Here is an 18009-nt window from a genome sequence, read left to right as displayed (position 1 = left end):
CGTAACAACAGCAACAACGGCAATGGGGTATCACATGGCGTCTCAGGGCGGCGGCACGGACACGGCGAACGACAGCAGCGTCGACATCCTGGGGCTCAGCGCCGAGATCGTGGCCGCCTATGTGGGTCAGAACACGGTTTCTCAGACGGCCATTCCGGACCTGATCCGCACGGTCCACGAGGCGCTCGCCTCGCTGAACAACGGCGGCGAGGCGCCCCGTCCGCTCGAGAAGGCCAAGCCGGCCGTGCCGGTCGGCCGCTCGGTGCAGCACGACTACATCGTCTGCCTCGAGGACGGAAAGAAGCTGAAGATGCTCAAGCGCTACCTGCGCTCGCACTACGACATGAGCCCCGAGGAATATCGCCGCAAATGGGGTCTGCCCCCCGACTATCCGATGGTCGCGCCGGCCTATGCGGCCCGTCGTTCCGACTTCGCCAAGAAGATCGGCCTGGGCAAGGGCGTGCGGCGCGGCAGCTGATCCATCCACGTCTTTGAGGCACGCGAACGCCGCCGGAGTCCGGCGGCGTTTCTCGTTTCGGCGATGCGCGGTTCGATCGAAGCTGAAGTGCGCGTGTTCCTTTAGGCCGCGTGGCCGCCCATGCGGGCGACGTTGCAGTGGGCCCACAGCGCTTCCATCGCCGAGACCAGCTTGCGCATCATCTCATCGGTATGGAACGGCGTGGGCGTGAAGCGCAGGCGCTCGGTGCCGCGCGGCACGGTCGGATAGTTGATCGGCTGCACATAGACGCCATGATCGGCCAGCAACATGTCGCTGATCATCTTGGTGTGGATCGGATCGCCGACCAGCACCGGAACGATGTGGCTCTCGTTCTCCATCACCGGCAGACCGGCGGCCTTGAACATGGCCTTCAGGGTCGCGGCGCGCTCCTGGTGGATCTCGCGCACTTCCGGGTGCTGCTTCAGCCAGCGCACGCTGGCCAGCCCTCCGGCGACCAGGGCCGGCGGCAGCGAGGTCGTGAAGATGAAGCCCGAAGCCATCAGACGGATGGCGTCGATCACTTCGGCGTCGCCGGCGATGTAGCCGCCCATGACGCCGAACGCCTTGCCCAGCGTGCCTTCGATGATATCGATCTCGGCCATCAGGCCTTCACGCTCAGCGACGCCGCCGCCGCGCGGACCGTACATGCCGACCGCGTGGACCTCGTCCAGATAGGTCATGGCGCCGTACTTCTTGGCCAAGGCCACGGTGCCGGCGAGGTCGGCGATGTCGCCGTCCATCGAATAGACGCTTTCGAACGCGACCAGCTTGGGCGCATCGGCCGGCGCGGCCGCCAGCAGTTCCTCGAGGTGGGCCAGGTCGTTGTGGCGGAACACCTTGCGCGGGCCGCCGCCATTGCGGATGCCGGCGATCATCGAGGCGTGGTTCAGCTCGTCCGAGAAGATGATCAGACCCGGCAGGATCTTCTGCACGACCGACAGACTGGCTTCGTTCGAAACATAGCCGGAAGTGAACAGCAGGGCCGCTTCCTTGCCGTGCAGGTCGGCCAGCTCGGCCTCCAGCAGGACGTGGTCGTGATTGGTGCCCGAGATGTTGCGGGTGCCGCCCGAGCCCGAGCCGTGCTCGTCGACGGCGGTCTTCATGGCGTCCATCACGACGGAGTTCTGGCCCTGGCCGAGATAGTCGTTGCTGCACCAGACCACGACCTCGCGCTCCGAGCCGTCCTGGCGGGTCCAGGTGGCCCGCGGGAACGCGCCGCGCCGACGCTTCAGGTCGGCGAAGACCCGGTAACGGCCCTCTTCGCGGATCTGGTCGATGGCGCTGCGGAACGCGGCTTTGTAGTCCATGTCGATCTCTAAACCGGCGGTCGATTGGTCCGACGGTCCCCTAAATCCAGGCTCGGCTTTTCGCACCAAGCGCCCGTAGTGTCCATCTAAGGGCGTCTACCTAGCAAATTGAATTACGCGATTGGACGCATTGATTTCGTCAATGACCACTCAGGCGGACGCCGGTTCTTGGACGATTCAGTTGAGTTCCGCCAGCTTGCCGCGCAACATCTGGATGGCGGCCGAAAAGTCCTTGCCGCCGAAACCGTTGCCGTCGAGCAAGGCGTAGAGCGCCTCGGCCTGGGCGCCCATCGGGGTGCTGGCCCCGGCCTTGGCGGCGGCGTCCTGGGCCAGCTTCAGATCCTTCAGCATCATCGCCGTGGCGAACCCGCCTTCGTAGTGGCGGTCGGCGGGCGTTTGCGGCCCGACGCCCGGCACCGGACAATAGGTGGTGATCGACCAGCACTGGCCCGAAGACTTGCTGGCGATCTCGAAGAAGCGGTCGGCGGCCAAGCCCAGCTTCTCGGCCAGGGCGAAAGCCTCACAGGTTCCGAGCATCGAGACGCCCAGCAGCATGTTGTTGCAGATCTTGGCCGCCTGCCCCGCGCCGTGGTCGCCGGCGTGGATCGTCACGCGCGACATCGGCGACAGGGCCACCTCGACGGCCGCGAAATCGCCGACGTCGCAGCCAACCATAAAGGCCAGGGTCCCGGCCTCGGCGGCCATGATCCCCCCCGACACCGGCGCATCGGCGAAGCGGAAGCCGGCGTCGGCCGCCTGCTTGGCCACGGCCCGCGCGCTCTCGACGTCTATGGTGGAGCAGTCGATCAACAGGGCCGTCTTCGGCGCGTTCGCCAGGATCTGCTCGCCATAGACCGAGCGCACGTGGGGACCGGCGGGCAGCATGGTGATCACCACCTCGGCGTCAGCAACAGCTTCCGCCACCGAAGCCGCCGCGTAGCAGCCCGCCGCCACAGCGCGCTCCATCGCCGCCGCCGACAGGTCGAAGGCGCGGACATGATGCTGCGCCCTGGCCTGGTTGGCGGCCATGCCGCCGCCCATGTTGCCCAGGCCGATAAAGGCGATGCGCGTCATTGTGGAGCTCCCTGCAAATGCGAACCGCGCCTCATGGGCGCGGCTCTTATCGTTGATATACCTGGAATTTTCCGCCTACCGCGCGGTCGACGGCTTTCTGAACTTGTAGACGAACTGGTCGGTCCTGCCGCGGATGGACGGGTCGAAGACGTTGGCCTTGCGGCTGTCGCCCGAGTCGCGCAGCACCCGGCTCTCGCCCTCGAAGATGAAGCCGGCGGCCGTCACTTCGGACTTCACCACCGCCGAATCGATACGATGCAGGGTCTCGGTGTCGCGCAGGCCCGAACCGGGCTCGGCCGAGTGGTCGATGACCAGGAAGACGCCACCGGGCTTGAGCGCCCTGAAGATCTGCCGGTTCACCACCGACAGGTCGGCCGGGCCCATGAACTTGTCGTGCATGTCGTGATAGTTCTGGGCCGTGAACACCAGGTCCAGTTTCTCGGGCGCCGAGAAGTTCGGCAGCGTGTTCAGGATCACCGTGACGTTCGAGAAGGCTGGATCGCGCGCGATGGCGTTCACCGCCGGCTCGCGCTTGGCGAGCTTGGTCAGCTCGTCCGGCACATAGGCATAGACACGCCCACGGGGGCCGACGGCTTTGGAGAAGATACGGGTGAAATAGCCGCCGCCCGGGATCAGGTCGGCGACCTTGCCGCCGGGCTTCACGCCCGTGAAGGCCAAGACCTCACCGGGATGGCGGTCCTTGTCCCGCACCATGTCGGCGGCCGGGCGCGACGGATCGCTCAGGGCCGCGGCCACATAGGGCGGCAGCGCGATGGCGACCGGACGGGAGGGCGGAGGCGGCGGAGGCCCCATCGGTTGCGTCGCGCAGGCGGCGAGGCCGAGTACTGCGACGAGACTGAGAAGCGGCTTACGCATGGCAATCCTTCCGAACCGACGTGTTCTTGTTGGAGCGACGTTAACCCAGGACTTTCGCTACGTCAGCGGGGTCCATTCCTCACCAGGCGGAAGCGGGGCGAAAATATCGTCCAACATGGCCTCCGTGACCTCCTCGAGGCGCGCCGGGTTCCAGCGCGGAGCGTTGTCCTTGTCGACGATCACGGCTCGGACGCCTTCGATGAAGTCGTGCTTGCGAACAACGCGCGAGCCGATCCGATATTCCATGACCATGTTGTCGGCGAAGTCGGTCATGGCCGCGCCGCGTTTCAGCTGCTCGAAGGCGACCTTCAGGGTCTGGGGCGACTTGGTCTGCATCGCGGCCAGTTGAGCCTTGCCCCAGTCGCTGGAGTCGAGGGTCAGGAATTCAAAGATTTCCTCGACGCTCTCGCCGACAAACAGACGGTTGAGATCCTGTTCGAAGCCCAGCAACGCGGCCTTGCCGGCGTCGGCGCGGTACTTGCGCAGGGTCTCGTCGATGCGGCGCGGGTCGGCGACGATGGCTTTCTTCAGCCCCTCGACGGCGCCGAACTCGACGAAATGGGTGGCGATCCCGAGGCGCATGCAGTCCGCGCCCTTGATCCGCGCGCCGGTCAGGGCCAGCCACAGCCCGGCCTTGCCGGGCAGACGCGGCAGGTACCAGCCGCCGCCGACGTCCGGGAACAGGCCGATGCCGGTCTCCGGCATGGCGAAGGTCGTCCGCTCGGTGGCGATCCGCACGTGCGCCGGCATAGAGATGCCGACTCCGCCGCCCATGACGACACCGTCCATCACCGCCACGACCGGGATGTCGTAGCTGAACAGCAGATGGTTCAGCTGGTACTCGGTATGGAAGAAACGGCGCGCCTCCTCGCCGTCCTTGGCTCCGCTTTCAGCCAGCATGCGGATGTCGCCGCCGGCGCAGAAGCCGCGCTCGCCCGCATGGTCGATCAAGACCATGTAGACCTCGGGATCGTCCTGCCAGTCCAGCAGCGCGCCGATCATGGTCTCGCACATGGAGAGCGTCAGGGCGTGCAGGGCCTTGGGGCGGTTCAGCGTGATCCGGCCGACGTTCTTCTCGACGCGGATCAGGACTTCGGGGTCTTCGGTCATGGCGATCCGTGTCTAGGCGGGTTCGGCGACGGGCGCGCAGCTGAGGCGATCGATCTGGCCGTTGCTCAGGCGGAAGATGGCGTCCTGCGGTACGTCCTGGCCGATCACCTCGGCGCGCGACAGGCCGGCATAGGCGCCGCGCAGCATCCAGCCGGCGATGCCATGGCTGACCACGATCAGCCGGCGCTCGGGCTCGGGCGCCTGTTCTGCGAGCCATCCGGATATCCGGCCCATGATGTCCTCGTAGGTCTCGCCGCCGGGCGACTTGAACGCCCATTCCGGGTCCGTCAGCAGCGCGGGCGTCTCGCGCTTGACCTCGTCGCGCAAACGGTTCGACCAGTCGCCGACGCTGATCTCCAACAGGCGATCGTCGAATTCCACCGGCAGGCCGAGGCGCGCGCCGATTGTCTCGGCCGTGTGACGCGCGCGGCGCAAAGGACTGGCGACGATGCGCCAATCGGCCGGAGGGTCGCGTCGGACCAGGTCGAACAGCAGGTCGCCCATGGCCGCCGCCTGGGCGCGGCCCAGCGGCGTGAGGTCCGACTCGGTCTGGCCCTGCATGCGGCCTTCGCGATTGTGAAAGGTCTGGCCGTGGCGACAGAGATAGATCACTGCCGGAACAGCTCGCGGGCGATGATGACGCGCATGATCTCGTTGGTCCCTTCCAGGATCTGATGCACCCGCAGGTCGCGCACGATGCGTTCGAGCGGATAGTCCTGGAGGTAGCCGTAGCCGCCATGCAGCTGCAAGGCGTCATTGGCCACCTGGAAGCCGGCGTCGGTGGCGAAACGCTTGGCCATGGCGCACAGCTTGGTCGCCTCGGGATGGCGATTGTCGAGCGCGTGGGCGGCGCGGCGCACCATCAGGCGCGCGGCTTCCAGTTCCGTGGCCATGTCGGCCAGCTTGAACTGCAGGGCCTGGAAGTCCTTCAAGGCTTTGCCGAACTGGTTTCGGGTCTCCATGTAGGCCTTGGCCGTGTCGAGGGCGAACTGGGCGCCGCCCAGCGAGCACGAGGCGATGTTCAGCCGCCCGCCGTCCAGACCCATCATGGCGAAGCGGAAGCCCTCGCCCTCCTGGCCGATGCGGTTCTCGACCGGTACGCGGCAGTTGTCGAAATTGACCTGAGCCGTCGGCTGGGCGTTCCAGCCCATCTTGCGCTCGTTCGCGCCGAAGCTGAGGCCCTCGGCGCCCTTTTCGACGACGAAGGCCGAGACTCCCTTGGCGCCCTCGCCGCCCGTACGGGCCATCACGACATAGACGTCCGAGACGCCGCCGCCCGAGATGAAGGCCTTGCCGCCGTTCAAGACGTAGTGGTCGCCATCCAGCTTGGCGCTCGTGCGCATGTTGGCCGCGTCCGACCCGGAACCCGGTTCCGTCAGGCAGTAGCTGGCGATCAGCTCCATGGTCGTCAGGCGCGGCAGGTAGCGCTGGCGCAGATCGTCGGAGCCGAAGCGGTCGATCATCCACGAGGCCATGTTGTGAATGGTCAGGTAGGCGGCCGTCGGCACGTCGCCGTAGCTCAAGGCCTCGAAAATGATCGAGGCGTCGAGGCGCGACAATCCGCTCCCCCCGACGTTTTCGTTCACATAGATGCCCGCGAAGCCGAGCTCGGCGGCCTGGCGCAGCACGTCGATCGGGAAGTGTTTTTTCTCATCCCACTCCGCCGAATGCGGGGCAAGCTGTCCCTCGGCGAACGCACGGGCGGCGTCCTGGATCGCGACTTGATCTTCGTTTAGCGCGAAATCCATGCGCGACATCCTCCCGTTCGGGGCAGAACCGCCCTCACCTTCTTGGCGGCTGACGTGCCGCGCCAGGGGGCGCCTGTCAATCGGCCGCACCGCCATTTCGACGCTGATCAGAGCCTTTTGATCAGCGTCCGGAGGGTGTGACCTGAAATCCTCCGTTACACGACTTGAATCGGCAGAAACGCCACACCCCCTTGATAACCATGGTCGTTCCCCTCAAATCCCCAGTCCACGGGGATGGCGTCCTCCAACTTTCAAATTTGCTCAGAACAACAATGCGTTTCGTGAAACTTGCACTGGCCGCTCTCGCGGCGGCCCTGGGAATGGCGGCGGTCTCCGCGCCGGCCTTCGCGGCCGACGGCGACATCTCGCGCAGCTATGGCGTTTGGCGCAATCCCAGGAACACCGTCCATCTGGAAATCAAGGACTGCGGCCCCAGCACTTGCGGCGTCGTCGTGTGGGCCAGCGCAAAGGCCGAAGCGGACGCGCGCAAGTCTGGCACCGACACCCTGGTCGGCAAGCAGCTGCTGCGCGATTTCGAAGCTCAACGCGACGGTTCGCTGAAGGGCCGCGTCTGGGTCCCGACCCTGAAGGTCACCCTGGTGGGCTCGGCCGACATCGTCGACACCCGCACGATGCGCGCCAAGGGCTGCGTGATCGGCAACTTCCTGTGCAAGTCGCAGCTGTGGACCCGCATCGACGGTCCGTCGGTCCTGGCCTCGCGCGCTGCCCCGTAGGCAACGACCTTAAGGAGCCAAGAGGGCGCTTCTTCGTCTTGCCTCGCGCGGTCCGCCGCGCGAAACCAGTCGCATGACCACCCCGCCCCTCGCCCCCTATCCCGCCACGCGCCTGCGCCGCCTGCGCCAGGCCGACTGGACCCGCCGTCTTGTCCGTGAAACCGAGGTTCGGCCCTCCGACCTGATCTGGTCGATGGTGGTGCATGAGGGCGAAGGGACCATTCCGGTCGCCTCGATGCCCGGCGTCGAGCGGCTGTCGGTCAAGGAGGCCGCCAAGGCCGCCGTCCGGGCGCGCGACCTGGGCATACCGGCTATCGCCATCTTCCCGCATATCGACGGCTCCCGGAAGGACGCGACCGGCTCGATCGCCGCCGATCCGAACGGGGTGATCCCGCGCGCCGTGAAAGCCATGAAGGACGCCGCCCCCGAGGTCGGCATCATGTGCGACGTGGCGCTGGACCCCTTCACCGACCACGGCCATGACGGCGTGATCGAGGGCGGCAAGATCCTCAACGATCCGACCATCGAGCGCCTGATCGAACAGGGCTTGATGCAAGCCGAGGCCGGCGCCGACATCCTGGCGCCGTCCGACATGATGGATGGCCGCGTCGGCAAGCTGCGCGCAGCGCTGGAGGGCGCGAACTTCCAGGACGTGATGATCATGTCCTACGCGGCCAAGTACGCCTCGGCCTTCTATGGCCCTTACCGCGACGCCATCGGCTCCGCGAAGCTCGCCGGTGGCCAGGGCGACAAGAAGACCTACCAGATGGATCCGGCCAACACCGAGGAGGCGATCCGCGAGGTCGCGCTCGACATCGCCGAGGGCGCTGACATGGTCATGGTCAAGCCAGGGATGCCCTATCTGGATATCCTGCGGCGCCTGGTCGACGAGTTCCGCATGCCGACCTACGCTTTCCAGGTCTCCGGCGAGTACGCGATGATCATGGCCGCCGCCCAGAACGGCTGGATCGACCAGGACCGCGCCATTCTGGAGAGCCTCACCGCCTTCAAGCGGGCGGGCGCAGCGGGGATCATCACCTACTTCGCCCCGTGGGCCGCCGAGAAGCTGGGCTAGCATGGCCGCGCCGAGAACCGCCTTCAGCCAAGGCCGGTTCTACGGCGCGCCCACAATTGAACGCCGCCTGCCAGGCGTACGTCTTGCGCATCTGGAAGCCACCAAGCGCGCCGAGCACGTCGACGAGCACAGCCACGACGACGCCCACTTCGTGCTGGCCACCCACGGCCGCTACATCACCACCGCCGCCGGTCCAGAGACCGAAGGGCCGGTGCTGGTCTTCAATCCGCCCGGAGTCGTCCATCGCGACCGCTTCGTCGAGGTCGGCGGCTACTTTCTAGCTGTCAGCTTCGAGGCCTCGGACTGGCGAGCCTTGGCTGACGCCGGACGCGGCGCGGCGATCGACGCCCTGCGGCTCGTTGGCCCTGATGCGCGCCGCGCGGCCCTGCGCCTGACTCGCGCCTTGCTCGCTCGCGACGCCGAGCCCCTGTCGCTGGAGGGCCTGAGCCTGGAATTGGCGGCCCAGGCCTTGAGCCCGACACGCGACGGCGAACGGCTCCCGTCCTGGCTGGAACTCACCGAGACCTATCTGGCCGACGCCTTCGACCAGCCGATCGGCGTCGCCGACCTGGCTCGCGTAGCGGGCGTACATCCGGTCCACCTGGCGCGCGGCTATCGCCGCTGGATGGGCGCGGCGCCGGGCGATCGGCTGCGAACCCGTCGCCTGGAGCGCGCCGCCGACCTTCTGATGCGCGGCCGCGATCCGATCGGCGAGATCGCCCTGGCCTGCGGATTCTGCGACCAGAGCCACCTCAATCGCCAGTTCCAGCGCGCCTATGGCGTCACGCCCGGCGAGTTCGCCCGGCTGTGTGGCCGCCCGCCGGATGTTGCACGCGTCCAAGACGAGACGTCCGACGCGGCTTAGAGCTCGGGCGTCTCCGTGGAGTTCCCGCCCTTGAAAGCCCTCGCCTTCGCCGCCGCCCTGGCCCTCTCTCCGCTGTCCAACGCGCTCGCCGCGTCCGACCTGCCCGTCGCGACGCCCGCCGCCGAAGGCCTATCCGCCGCCAAGCTCGACGCGATGTCCGTCGCCATCAAGGCCGGTCAGTTCCAGCAGATCACCAGCGTCCTGATCGCCCGCCACGGCAAGCTGGTGTTCGAGGCCTATTACGACGAGGGCAAGCCGGATGGCGGGCCGGAGGCGCGGCGCAACACACGCTCCACCACCAAGACCGTCACCGCCATGCTGGCCGGGGCGGCGATCGCCCGCGGCGCTCTGCCCAGCGTCCAGGCGCCGATCAAGACCTACCTCAAGGACCGGCCGCCGGCCGCCAATCCGGATCCGCGCAAGGACAGGGTCACGGTAGAGGACTTGCTGACCATGAGCTCGATCGCCGAGTGCGACGACGACAACCAATACTCGCGCGGCAACGAGGAGCGGATGTACCTGATCGAGGACTGGGTGGGCTTCTACCTCGACCTGCCGGTGCGCGGCTTTCCGGAGTGGAGCCCCAAACCCGAGGCCGCGCCCTACGGCCGCGCCTTCAGCTACTGCACCGCGGGCGTCGTGACCCTGGGCGCGGTCGTCCAGAATGCAGTGAAGAAGCCCCTGCCCGCCTTCGCCGATGAGGTCCTGTTCAAGCCGCTCGGCATTGAGGCCCCGCACTGGCAAATGTCGCCGAAGGGCCTCGCCATGGGCGGCGGCGGCCTGGGCCTGCGTAGTCGCGACCTGCTGAAACTGGGCCAACTCTACGCGAACGGCGGCCAGTGGGACGGCAAGACCGTCTTGCCGGCCGAGTTCGTGAGGGCTTCCGTGGCTCCGCACGCCAACGCCCGAGAAAACACCGACTACGGCTATCTGATCTGGTTGCAGACCTTCCCAGGATCTGATGGGGCCGACCACAAGGCCTGGCTGATGAGCGGCTCAGGCGGCAACAAGGTGGCCATCGTTCCGGACCTCGATCTGGTCGCCGTGATCACCACCACCAACTTCGGCGTCCGCCAGCCGCACGCCATCTCCGAGAAGCTGCTGACCGAGCACATCCTGGCGGCGATCGAGAAGTAGCGGCCCGAATCTCGGGACGCGGCTACCCTGCCGTCATGAGCCGCGTCCTCGACATCGTCACCGCCGTGATCCGCGACGCGGACGGCCGCATGCTGCTGGTCCGCAAGCGCGGCACGACCACCTACATGAAGCCCGGCGGCAAGCGCGATCGCGACGAGGACGACCTGACCACCCTGGCCCGCGAGCTGGCGGAAGAGCTGGGCTGCCGGCTGGTCCACGCCGAGCTGCTGGGCCGGTTCTCCGCCCCGGCCGCCAACGAGGCCGGCTTCACGGTGCAATCGGCCACCTACCTGGCGTCGGTCGAGGGCGACATCGCCGCGCTGGCTGAGATCGAGGAGCTGGCCTGGATCGACCCGGCCGCGCCGGGCGATCTGCGCCTGGCGCCGCTGCTGACCGACGCGGTGCTGCCGGCTCTGCTGGCGCGGGTCTAGAGCTTACCGCTGATCCGGCCCTGGATCAGCTCCAGCGCCAGCTCTCGCGCCCGCTCGGGCGGCCGGCCGAGCAGCTCGCTGAGGGTCGGGCCGAACAGGCCCACGCCGATGGCCAGGATGATGTTCAGCAGGATGAAATCGACCGCCGCCTCGCGGTCGGCGACCACCTCGCGCGCCAGTCGCGTCTGGACCACCTGGTCGACCACCGCCCGGACCAGGGTCATGCGCCGCCCCTCGCCGGTCAGCTCCAGCCAAGCAGCCAGCCGCGCCGCGCCCTTGGCCTCGAACGCGTCGAACAAGGCCTGGGCGCCGAAGCCAGGCGTCGCGCCCTCCTCGTTGAAGCCGGCGATGATCTTGTCGGCCAGCTGGCGGATCATCCGCTCCATCAGCGCTGTCTCGACGCCGGCAATCGAGCCGAAGTGATGGATGACGTTGGCGTGGACCACCCCGGCGGCCTTGGCCACGTCGGCCAGCTTGATCGCCTGCGGACCGTGCTCGACCAGCAAGGCCTCGGCGGCGGCCAGAATGTTCTCGCGCGCCGCCTCGGGCGAGCGGCGGACGCGCGGTTTCGGAGCGGATGCTTCTATTGACATTTTTGTCAGTATAACTCACTCATGACCGCGAGACAGGCCGACAGAGCCGTAAACCGGCGGAGCGCGCAACGCCATGACCGACACCAAAACCACGCCCGGCGACCTGACCGTCCAGCCGCGCGACATCCGCTTTTCGCTGGAGGACGCCCGTCAGGGCCATTGGCTGGGCGGCGATCCGGTCGGCACGGCGGTGTTCAACGCCCTGTCCCTGACCTTCCCGGACGGCGAGCGGGTGTTCATGGACGCGGTGAAGAACTACCGCCACCTGCTGACCGGCAAGCTGGCCGAGGACGTGCGCGGCTTCATCGCGCAAGAGGCCATCCACTCGCGCGAGCACCACCAGCTGAACAGTCTTATCGATCGCCAGCGCTATCCGGTGACCGAGGTTGAGGCGGCTATTCGCGGCCGCGTCGAGCTGGTCCGCGGACGGGGCAAGATGGCCATGCTGCTGTCGACCATCGCGCTCGAGCATTTCACGGCGATGATGGCCGAGATGCACGCCCGCCATCGCGACCTGTTTGACGGCGCTCCCGCCGGCGTCGAGCAGCTGTGGCGCTGGCACGCCATGGAAGAGACCGAGCACAAGGCCGTGGCCTACGACGTCTTCCTGGAAGTCACCAAGGACTGGCCGCCGCTGCGCCGCTACATGATCCGCTGCCGGGCGATGGTCCTGGTGACCCTCATGTTCACCCGCAACATCAGCCGCTACGCCGCCCGACTGCTGGAGGCCGACGGCTACACGCCCAAGGCGGCGCTGAAGGCCGTGAAGCGGTTCGTGTGGGGCAACCCCGGCATCTTCCGCCGCGGCTGGAAGACCTACCTGGCCTGGTACCGGCCAGGCTTCCACCCATGGGACCAGGACGACCGCGCCCTGGTGGCCGACTGGAAGGCGGAGTTCGACGTGGCGGCGGCTTAGCGAGGGTCCTCCCTAACCCCGACCTCCCCGGCGAAAGCCGGGGCCCAGTTTCATCCTGGGCGTCAGCCGTGAATGCGAAAGAGCGCCGCGCGAAGCCGCACGGCGCTCTGGGTTCGATCTGGACCCCGGCTTTCGCCGGGGAGGTCGGATGGGGTTAGCCCGCGATCAGCCCGAAGTCCGCCACCTGGCCCATGGCGTCGCGCACCGCCGCCAGCGTCTTCAAGCGGTTGTCGCGGTGCTCGGGATCATTCACGAACACGCCGTCCAGATAGGCGTCGACCGGACCGCGCAGGCCAGCGAGCTGAGCCATGGCGCCGGTGAAGTCTTCCCTGGCCAGGGCGTCGGCCAGCGGCGCCTTCAGCACGCGCAGGGCGTCGAACAGCTGGACCTCGGCGTCGCTGCCGGCGGCCGGAGCCTGCGGCTCGCCGGTCGGCAGAGCGCCCTTCTTCTCCTCGGCCTTGAGGATGTTGGAAGCACGCTTGTAGCCAGCCATCAGGGTTTTGCCGTCGTCGGTCTTCAGGAAACCGTCCAGGGCCTCGACCCGCGCGACGATGCGAACGAGGTCGTCGTCGCCTAAGGCGAAGACCGCGTCAACGAGGTCATGGCGTTTGCCTTGGTCGCGGAGGGTGACCTTCAGACGGTCGGCGAAGAAACTATCGAAATCACGAAGATCCTTCGAGAACTTCTCCGCCACGATATTCGGAATATTTTCAATTTCCGCCCGGACGTGCTTGACGTCGTTCTCATGCGTCAGTTCGGACAACTCTTTTGATGGATCTCTAACTCGTTCAACCAAGTAGGCCAGATCAATGATCCGCTCACCCACGGGCTTGTGCAACTTTAGAACTGCCGTGCCGACCTCGGAGTCTGGACTTACAACACCGTGAGCGGCCTTTGATTTCTTTTGTAGATCGTCGACAACACCGTCGAAATTCAGCCAACGGTCGACGAAATAGGACTGCAGCAGGAATTGAATATCTTCATCCGAAATAGAGTCGACGAGACCACCATACTCGATACGACCCCAAATCGCGTGTAGTCTCGTAGAGTCCAAATTCGCGTGCATTGCCACGAGAGATTTCACGGCTAGCGGGCGTAACTCGGCGTGAATTTGATTCTCTAGAATGATCCGGATCACGCCCAACGCCGCGCGGCGCAGCGCATAGGGATCCTTCGACCCCGTCGGCTTTTCGTCGATCGCGAAGAAGCCGACCAGCGTGTCCAGCTTGTCCGCCAGCGCCACCGCCACACTCACCGGCGCGGTCGGCACCGCATCAGACGGCCCTTGCGGCTTGTAGTGGTCCCGCACCGCATCGGCGATCTCGCCGTCCAGGCCGAAGGTCCGGGCGTAATAGCCGCCCATGATCCCCTGCAGCTCGGGGAACTCGCCGACCATCTGCGAAGCGAGATCGGCCTTGGCCAGGCGCGCGGCTTCCTTGGTCTTCTCGACGTCAGCGCCCACGAGCGGGGCGATCTCGCCAGCCAGGGCGACGATGCGCTCGACGCGCTGGGCCATGGTCCCGAGCTTGGCGTGGAAGGTCACCCCGTCCAGCTTCTTCAGCCACGGCTCGAAGCCGACCTTGACGTCCTCGTCCCAGAAGAAGCGGGCGTCGGACAGGCGCGAGGACAGCACCTTGGCGTTGCCGGCCGCGATCACCGCGCCGCCGTCGGCCGCCTGGATGTTGGCGATGGTGATGAAGTGCGGCGCCAGGCCCTGCTCGCCCGCTTTGCGGACGGCGAAGTACTTCTGGTGGGTGCGCATCGAGGTGCGGATGACCTCGGACGGCAGGCTGAGGAACACCGGATCCATGTCGCCCAGCACCGGCGTCGGCCATTCGGCGAGGCCCGCGACCTCTTCCAGCAGGCCCTGGTCTTCGACCAACTCGAGATGGCGCGCGAAGCACAGGGTCTTGCAGCCCTCGAGAATGCGTTCCTTGCGCTCCTCGACGTCAAGCACGACGTAGTGAGCTTCCAGACCGGCCGCGTACTCGTCGAAATCCTTCGCGACGAACGGCTGGGCGTCGCCCATGAAACGGTGGCCTTCGGTGATGTCGCCGCTTTCGATCCCCTCGATGGCGAACGGCACGACCTCGCGGTCCAGCACGCAGAGGATCCGCTTCAGCGGACGCACCCAGCGCAACTTCTTGGTCCCCCAGGTCATCGACTTGGGCCAGGGGAAGTTGCGGACGATCGCCTCGACCATCTCGGCGACGATCTCCGGCGTTGGGCGGCCCTTCTTCTCGATGAAGGCCATGTAGACGCCGTCGCGCTCGACCAGCTGGTCTTGCGTCAGGCCCGCCTTGCGCAGGAAGCCTTCCATCGCTTGAGGAGGAGCGCCGACGCGGGGACCTTTGAGCTCTTCCTTGCGGTCAGCCTGGGCCAGCGGCAGGCCCTCGGCCACGAGGGTCAGGCGGCGCGGGCCGGCGAAGGTCTTCAGGGCCTCGGGCAGGAAGCCGGCGGCGGCCAGATGCTCGCGCGCCATGCGCTCCAGGTCCTTGGCGGCCTGGGCCTGCATGCGGGCCGGGATCTCTTCGGAGAACAGTTCGAGAAGAAGTTGGGGCATCGGTACTTACGCGGCTTCCTGCTGATCGACCCACGCGCTGGCGCACAGCTTACAGAGGTCGCGGATGCGGCCGATGTAGCTGGCGCGCTCGGCGACCGCGATCGCGCCGCGGGCGTTCATCAGGTTGAAGAGGTGGCTGGCCTTGAGGACCATGTCGTAGGCGGGCAGCACCAGGGCCTTGCCCTGATACGAGCGGGCCAGCATCAGCGGGACCTGCTGTTCCATCTGCTCGAACTGCTGCTTGAGCACGGCGACGTCGTAGCCGTGGAAGTTGGCCTCCGACTGCTGGCGCTCGTTCTCCAGGAACACTTCGCCATAGGTCGTGGCGCCCAGCGGCGAGTCGGGGTCGTTGAACGGCAGGTCGTAGACGTTGTCGACGCCGAACACGTACATGGCCAGGCGTTCCAGGCCGTAGGTCAGTTCGCCGGCCACCGGCGAGACGTCCAGGCCGCCGACCTGCTGGAAATAGGTGTACTGGCTGACTTCCATGCCGTCGCACCAGACTTCCCAGCCCAGGCCCCAGGCGCCGACGGTCGGGTTTTCCCAATCGTCCTCGACGAAGCGAATGTCGTGGGTGCGCAAATCAAGGCCGATCGCTTCCAGCGAGCCGAGATACAGGTCCTGCATGTTCTCGGGGTTCGGCTTCAGGATCACCTGGTACTGGTAATAGTGCTGCAGGCGGTTGGGGTTCTCGCCATAGCGCCCGTCGCCCGGGCGGCGCGAGGGCTGCACATAGGCCGCGTTCCACGGCTTGGGGCCCAGGGCGCGCAGCACCGTGGCCGGGTGCAGGGTCCCCGCCCCCACTTCCACGTCATGCGGTTGCAGGATGATGCAGCCCTGCCGGCTCCAATAGTCATGGAGCGTCAGGATCAGGCTCTGGAAGGACTTGGGTTTTTCGCGCGACATCAATCAAAGCAGGGCTGGAAAAAAGTCGGCGGACCATAGGGCCCGCCGACTGCTGCTTCAAGCGATGTCCGGAGCGTGTCCGGCGAAAGTGCCAGGCGGCGAACTAGTTGCCGCGCGGGGCGGTGCGCTTGCCGGCGTTCGACATCGGCTTGCCGTACTTGGCGCGGTTCTCCGGCGTGTCGGCGACCGGCGGGTTGGAGACCACATTGGCGTCGCCGGCCTTCAAAGAGGCCTGGGCGTCCGGCGATTGCGACGACACCGGGACCGTGCCCGAAGTGTTCACCCCGGCGGCCGGGGCGGCCATGGCCGACGGCGAGGCGGCCGGATCGGCGGCCAGGTCGGTGGTCGAGGTCGGCGCGGTCGTGGCGGACGGCGTGGTAGCTTGAGCCGACGGGGTCGTCGGATCCGACGGCATGGCCGGCGCGACCTGCTCGTTGGCGGCCACGTTCATGGTCGCGCCCGGGTCGGTGGCCGACGGCGTGGCCGCGGCCTGCAGGCCGGGAACGTCCTTGGGCAGCAGCACCTTGTCGACGACGTGCAGCACGCCGTTGCTGGCCATCACGTCGGTCTGGACGATGGCGGCGTTGTCGACCATTGGCGTCGCCCCGCTGCCGTCCAGCAGCAAGGGCGAGCCCTCGACGCTCTTCACCTCGCCCTTGGCGCCCTTGATCTTGGTGGAGTCCACCTTCGCGTTGATCAGGTGATAGGTCAGCACCTTCTGCAGCAGCGGCCCATTCTCGGGCAGCATCAGCTTGTCCAGCTCGCCGGCCGGCAAGGCCGCGAAGGCCGCGTCGGTCGGGGCGAACAGGGTCAGGTTCTGATTGGTCTTCAGGACGCTGGTCAGGTTCACCGCCGAAACGGCCTTCAGGAAGGTGTTGAATTGGCCCGAGGCTTGCGCCGTTTCGATCAGATCGCCCTTGGCGACGACCGGCGAAGCGGCGGCCGGCGCCTGCGCGGCGGGCGCCGACGAGGTCATGTCCTGGGCTTGGGCGGCGCCGGCCAGCAGGGCGATAGCCGCGGCGGCGGTCAAGAGACGCTGAATGTACATGGTCGAGTTCCTCTCGGTTCGAGCGGTGTACGCCCGGACCGGGGACTCGGTTCCGCGATCACGGCCTCGTGATAGCCACGAAGCTCTACTTGAAGAAGAACACCACAGCCACGCCGCAGACGATCAGCGCAAAGCCAGCAAGCGTCGTCCACTTGATCGCTTCTCCGAGGTAGAAATAGGAAAACAGCGTAAAGACCAGTAAGGTGATGACCTCTTGCCCAACCTTCAACTGCGCTGTCGAATACATGCTGTGCCCGATGCGATTGGCGGGAACGGCCAGCATGTATTCGGGAAGCGCGATCAGCCAGCTGGACAGGATCGCCACGGGCAGCGCCATCGGCTTGCCTTTCAGATGGCCATACCAGGCATAGGTCATGAAGACATTCGACAACACCAGCAGCAGCCAGGGCGCGATCTTCATAGCGAGTGGCGGCATGTCGAAAGGCTCCGGAACTGGGCGATGGGGATTCTCGCAACCTAGAGCAAGAGCCCTCCCCCTCGCCACCACCGTCCCGTCGACCCGAATCGCCGGTTTCTGACGCAAATGCAGCGCCGATCGCACACATTTTAGGCGCCTTGCCTATTTCCTTTCCAAATTCTTGTCCTTGAGCCCCGTCACGGAACCGTCGCCGATAGCGTGGCCGCGCCGGGGAAACGATGCAGCGCGTGATGGCGGCGTCGGCGGTGATCAAACCGGGGGCGGTCTTCCGCTTCTGACAACCAAGCAAAGCAAGCCCGTGCTTCAGCGGGTCGGAGCAAGGCGGATGAAACTGATCATAGCGGTCGTCAAACCCTTCAAGCTGGACGAGGTGCGCGAAGCGCTCGTCGCCGCCGGCGTCGAAGGCCTGACGGTTTCTGAAGTGAAGGGCTACGGCCGCCAGAAGGGCCAGACCGAGATCTACCGGGGCGCCGAGTACCAGGTGAATTTCGTGCCGAAAGTGAAACTCGAAGCGGTCGTGGACGACGCGTCCGCCGCCAAGGCCGTCGAAGCGGTCAAGGCCGCCGCGGCCACCGGCAAGATCGGCGATGGCAAGATCTTCGTCTTGAACGTCGAGGAAGCCGTCCGCATCCGCACCGGCGAAACCGGCTCGGCCGCTCTGTAACGCATCGGGAAAAGGGGATACCGA

Annotated in this window: 19 protein-coding genes; 8 read left to right on the top strand and 11 right to left on the bottom strand. The window is 66.5% G+C overall.

Annotated elements, in window-relative coordinates; genetic code table 11:
- The first annotated feature begins 34 nt into the window (after window positions 1–34).
- Window positions 35–478, top strand: a complete 444-nt coding sequence (locus ASC70_RS12935) for a MucR family transcriptional regulator (RefSeq protein ID WP_056052736.1) — start codon at window positions 35–37, stop codon at window positions 476–478.
- A gap of 101 nt (window positions 479–579) precedes the next feature.
- Here ASC70_RS12935 and hemA read toward each other — a convergent pair whose 3' ends face one another.
- From hemA to ASC70_RS12905, 6 genes are all read right to left on the bottom strand, one after another.
- Complete coding sequence (gene hemA / locus ASC70_RS12930) at window positions 580–1806, bottom strand: 5-aminolevulinate synthase (RefSeq protein ID WP_056050705.1); 1227 nt, start codon at window positions 1804–1806, stop codon at window positions 580–582.
- Between the two features lie 177 nt (window positions 1807–1983).
- The gene (mmsB, locus tag ASC70_RS12925; protein WP_056050703.1) at window positions 1984–2880 is read right to left on the bottom strand and encodes a 3-hydroxyisobutyrate dehydrogenase; all 897 of its coding nucleotides are present in this window, start codon (window positions 2878–2880) and stop codon (window positions 1984–1986) included.
- A 75-nt stretch (window positions 2881–2955) separates the two neighbouring features.
- The gene (locus ASC70_RS12920) at window positions 2956–3756 is read right to left on the bottom strand and encodes a class I SAM-dependent methyltransferase (RefSeq protein ID WP_056050701.1); all 801 of its coding nucleotides are present in this window, start codon (window positions 3754–3756) and stop codon (window positions 2956–2958) included.
- 57 nt (window positions 3757–3813) lie between these two features.
- On the bottom strand, window positions 3814–4866 hold the full coding sequence (locus tag ASC70_RS12915; RefSeq protein WP_056050699.1) for an enoyl-CoA hydratase/isomerase family protein: 1053 nt from the start codon (window positions 4864–4866) through the stop codon (window positions 3814–3816).
- Between the two features lie 12 nt (window positions 4867–4878).
- The gene (locus ASC70_RS12910) at window positions 4879–5478 is read right to left on the bottom strand and encodes a histidine phosphatase family protein (RefSeq protein WP_056050697.1); all 600 of its coding nucleotides are present in this window, start codon (window positions 5476–5478) and stop codon (window positions 4879–4881) included.
- On the bottom strand, window positions 5475–6623 hold the full coding sequence (locus ASC70_RS12905; protein ID WP_200939215.1) for an isobutyryl-CoA dehydrogenase: 1149 nt from the start codon (window positions 6621–6623) through the stop codon (window positions 5475–5477). Before ASC70_RS12905 ends, ASC70_RS12910 begins: the two co-directional genes overlap by 4 nt.
- Window positions 6624–6886: 263 nt before the next feature.
- Between ASC70_RS12905 and ASC70_RS12900 the strand changes: the two genes are divergently transcribed.
- From ASC70_RS12900 to ASC70_RS12880, 5 genes are all read left to right on the top strand, one after another.
- Window positions 6887–7348, top strand: coding sequence for a DUF2147 domain-containing protein (locus ASC70_RS12900; RefSeq protein ID WP_056050693.1), 462 nt, complete (start codon window positions 6887–6889; stop codon window positions 7346–7348).
- A 73-nt stretch (window positions 7349–7421) separates the two neighbouring features.
- On the top strand, window positions 7422–8423 hold the full coding sequence (gene hemB / locus ASC70_RS12895) for a porphobilinogen synthase (RefSeq protein WP_056050691.1): 1002 nt from the start codon (window positions 7422–7424) through the stop codon (window positions 8421–8423).
- A 1-nt stretch (window position 8424) separates the two neighbouring features.
- Window positions 8425–9288: an AraC family transcriptional regulator gene (locus tag ASC70_RS12890; RefSeq protein ID WP_056050689.1), complete on the top strand. Its 864-nt coding sequence runs from the start codon at window positions 8425–8427 to the stop codon at window positions 9286–9288.
- A 30-nt stretch (window positions 9289–9318) separates the two neighbouring features.
- The gene (locus ASC70_RS12885; RefSeq protein WP_056052733.1) at window positions 9319–10425 is read left to right on the top strand and encodes a serine hydrolase; all 1107 of its coding nucleotides are present in this window, start codon (window positions 9319–9321) and stop codon (window positions 10423–10425) included.
- Between the two features lie 35 nt (window positions 10426–10460).
- The gene (locus tag ASC70_RS12880; protein ID WP_056050687.1) at window positions 10461–10856 is read left to right on the top strand and encodes an NUDIX domain-containing protein; all 396 of its coding nucleotides are present in this window, start codon (window positions 10461–10463) and stop codon (window positions 10854–10856) included.
- On the opposite strand, the gene ASC70_RS12875 is transcribed toward ASC70_RS12880, so the two are convergent.
- Window positions 10853–11449 (bottom strand): TetR/AcrR family transcriptional regulator, encoded by a 597-nt coding sequence (locus tag ASC70_RS12875; RefSeq protein ID WP_047406236.1) that lies wholly within the window; start codon window positions 11447–11449, stop codon window positions 10853–10855. The two genes, ASC70_RS12880 and ASC70_RS12875, sit on opposite strands and share 4 nt — an antisense overlap.
- 73 nt (window positions 11450–11522) lie before the next feature.
- Between ASC70_RS12875 and ASC70_RS12870 the strand changes: the two genes are divergently transcribed.
- A complete protein-coding gene (locus ASC70_RS12870) occupies window positions 11523–12365 on the top strand; it encodes a metal-dependent hydrolase (RefSeq protein ID WP_056050685.1) in 843 nt (280 codons plus the stop codon).
- Window positions 12366–12519: 154 nt separating this feature from the next.
- Here the strand turns inward: ASC70_RS12870 and glyS are convergent, their stop codons facing one another.
- From glyS to ASC70_RS12850, 4 genes are all read right to left on the bottom strand, one after another.
- Window positions 12520–14928, bottom strand: coding sequence for a glycine--tRNA ligase subunit beta (gene glyS, locus ASC70_RS12865; RefSeq protein ID WP_056050683.1), 2409 nt, complete (start codon window positions 14926–14928; stop codon window positions 12520–12522).
- Between the two features lie 6 nt (window positions 14929–14934).
- Window positions 14935–15834, bottom strand: coding sequence for a glycine--tRNA ligase subunit alpha (locus ASC70_RS12860; RefSeq protein ID WP_056050681.1), 900 nt, complete (start codon window positions 15832–15834; stop codon window positions 14935–14937).
- Window positions 15835–15937: 103 nt separating this feature from the next.
- Window positions 15938–16882 carry a fasciclin domain-containing protein gene (locus tag ASC70_RS12855; RefSeq protein WP_052196708.1) on the bottom strand — a complete coding sequence of 315 codons (945 nt, stop codon included), beginning with the start codon at window positions 16880–16882 and terminating at the stop codon, window positions 15938–15940.
- 85 nt (window positions 16883–16967) lie between these two features.
- The gene (locus ASC70_RS12850; protein ID WP_056050675.1) at window positions 16968–17318 is read right to left on the bottom strand and encodes a DMT family protein; all 351 of its coding nucleotides are present in this window, start codon (window positions 17316–17318) and stop codon (window positions 16968–16970) included.
- 328 nt (window positions 17319–17646) lie between these two features.
- On the opposite strand from ASC70_RS12850, the gene ASC70_RS12845 reads away from it, so the two are divergent.
- Window positions 17647–17985, top strand: coding sequence for a P-II family nitrogen regulator (locus tag ASC70_RS12845; protein WP_004623580.1), 339 nt, complete (start codon window positions 17647–17649; stop codon window positions 17983–17985).
- Window positions 17986–18009 lie beyond the last annotated feature (24 nt).

It is taken from the genome of Caulobacter sp. Root343 (assembly GCF_001425745.1).
Classification (GTDB): domain Bacteria; phylum Pseudomonadota; class Alphaproteobacteria; order Caulobacterales; family Caulobacteraceae; genus Caulobacter.
Note: the sequence above shows the minus strand (reverse complement) of the source record. Positions and strands in the feature narration are given on the sequence as shown.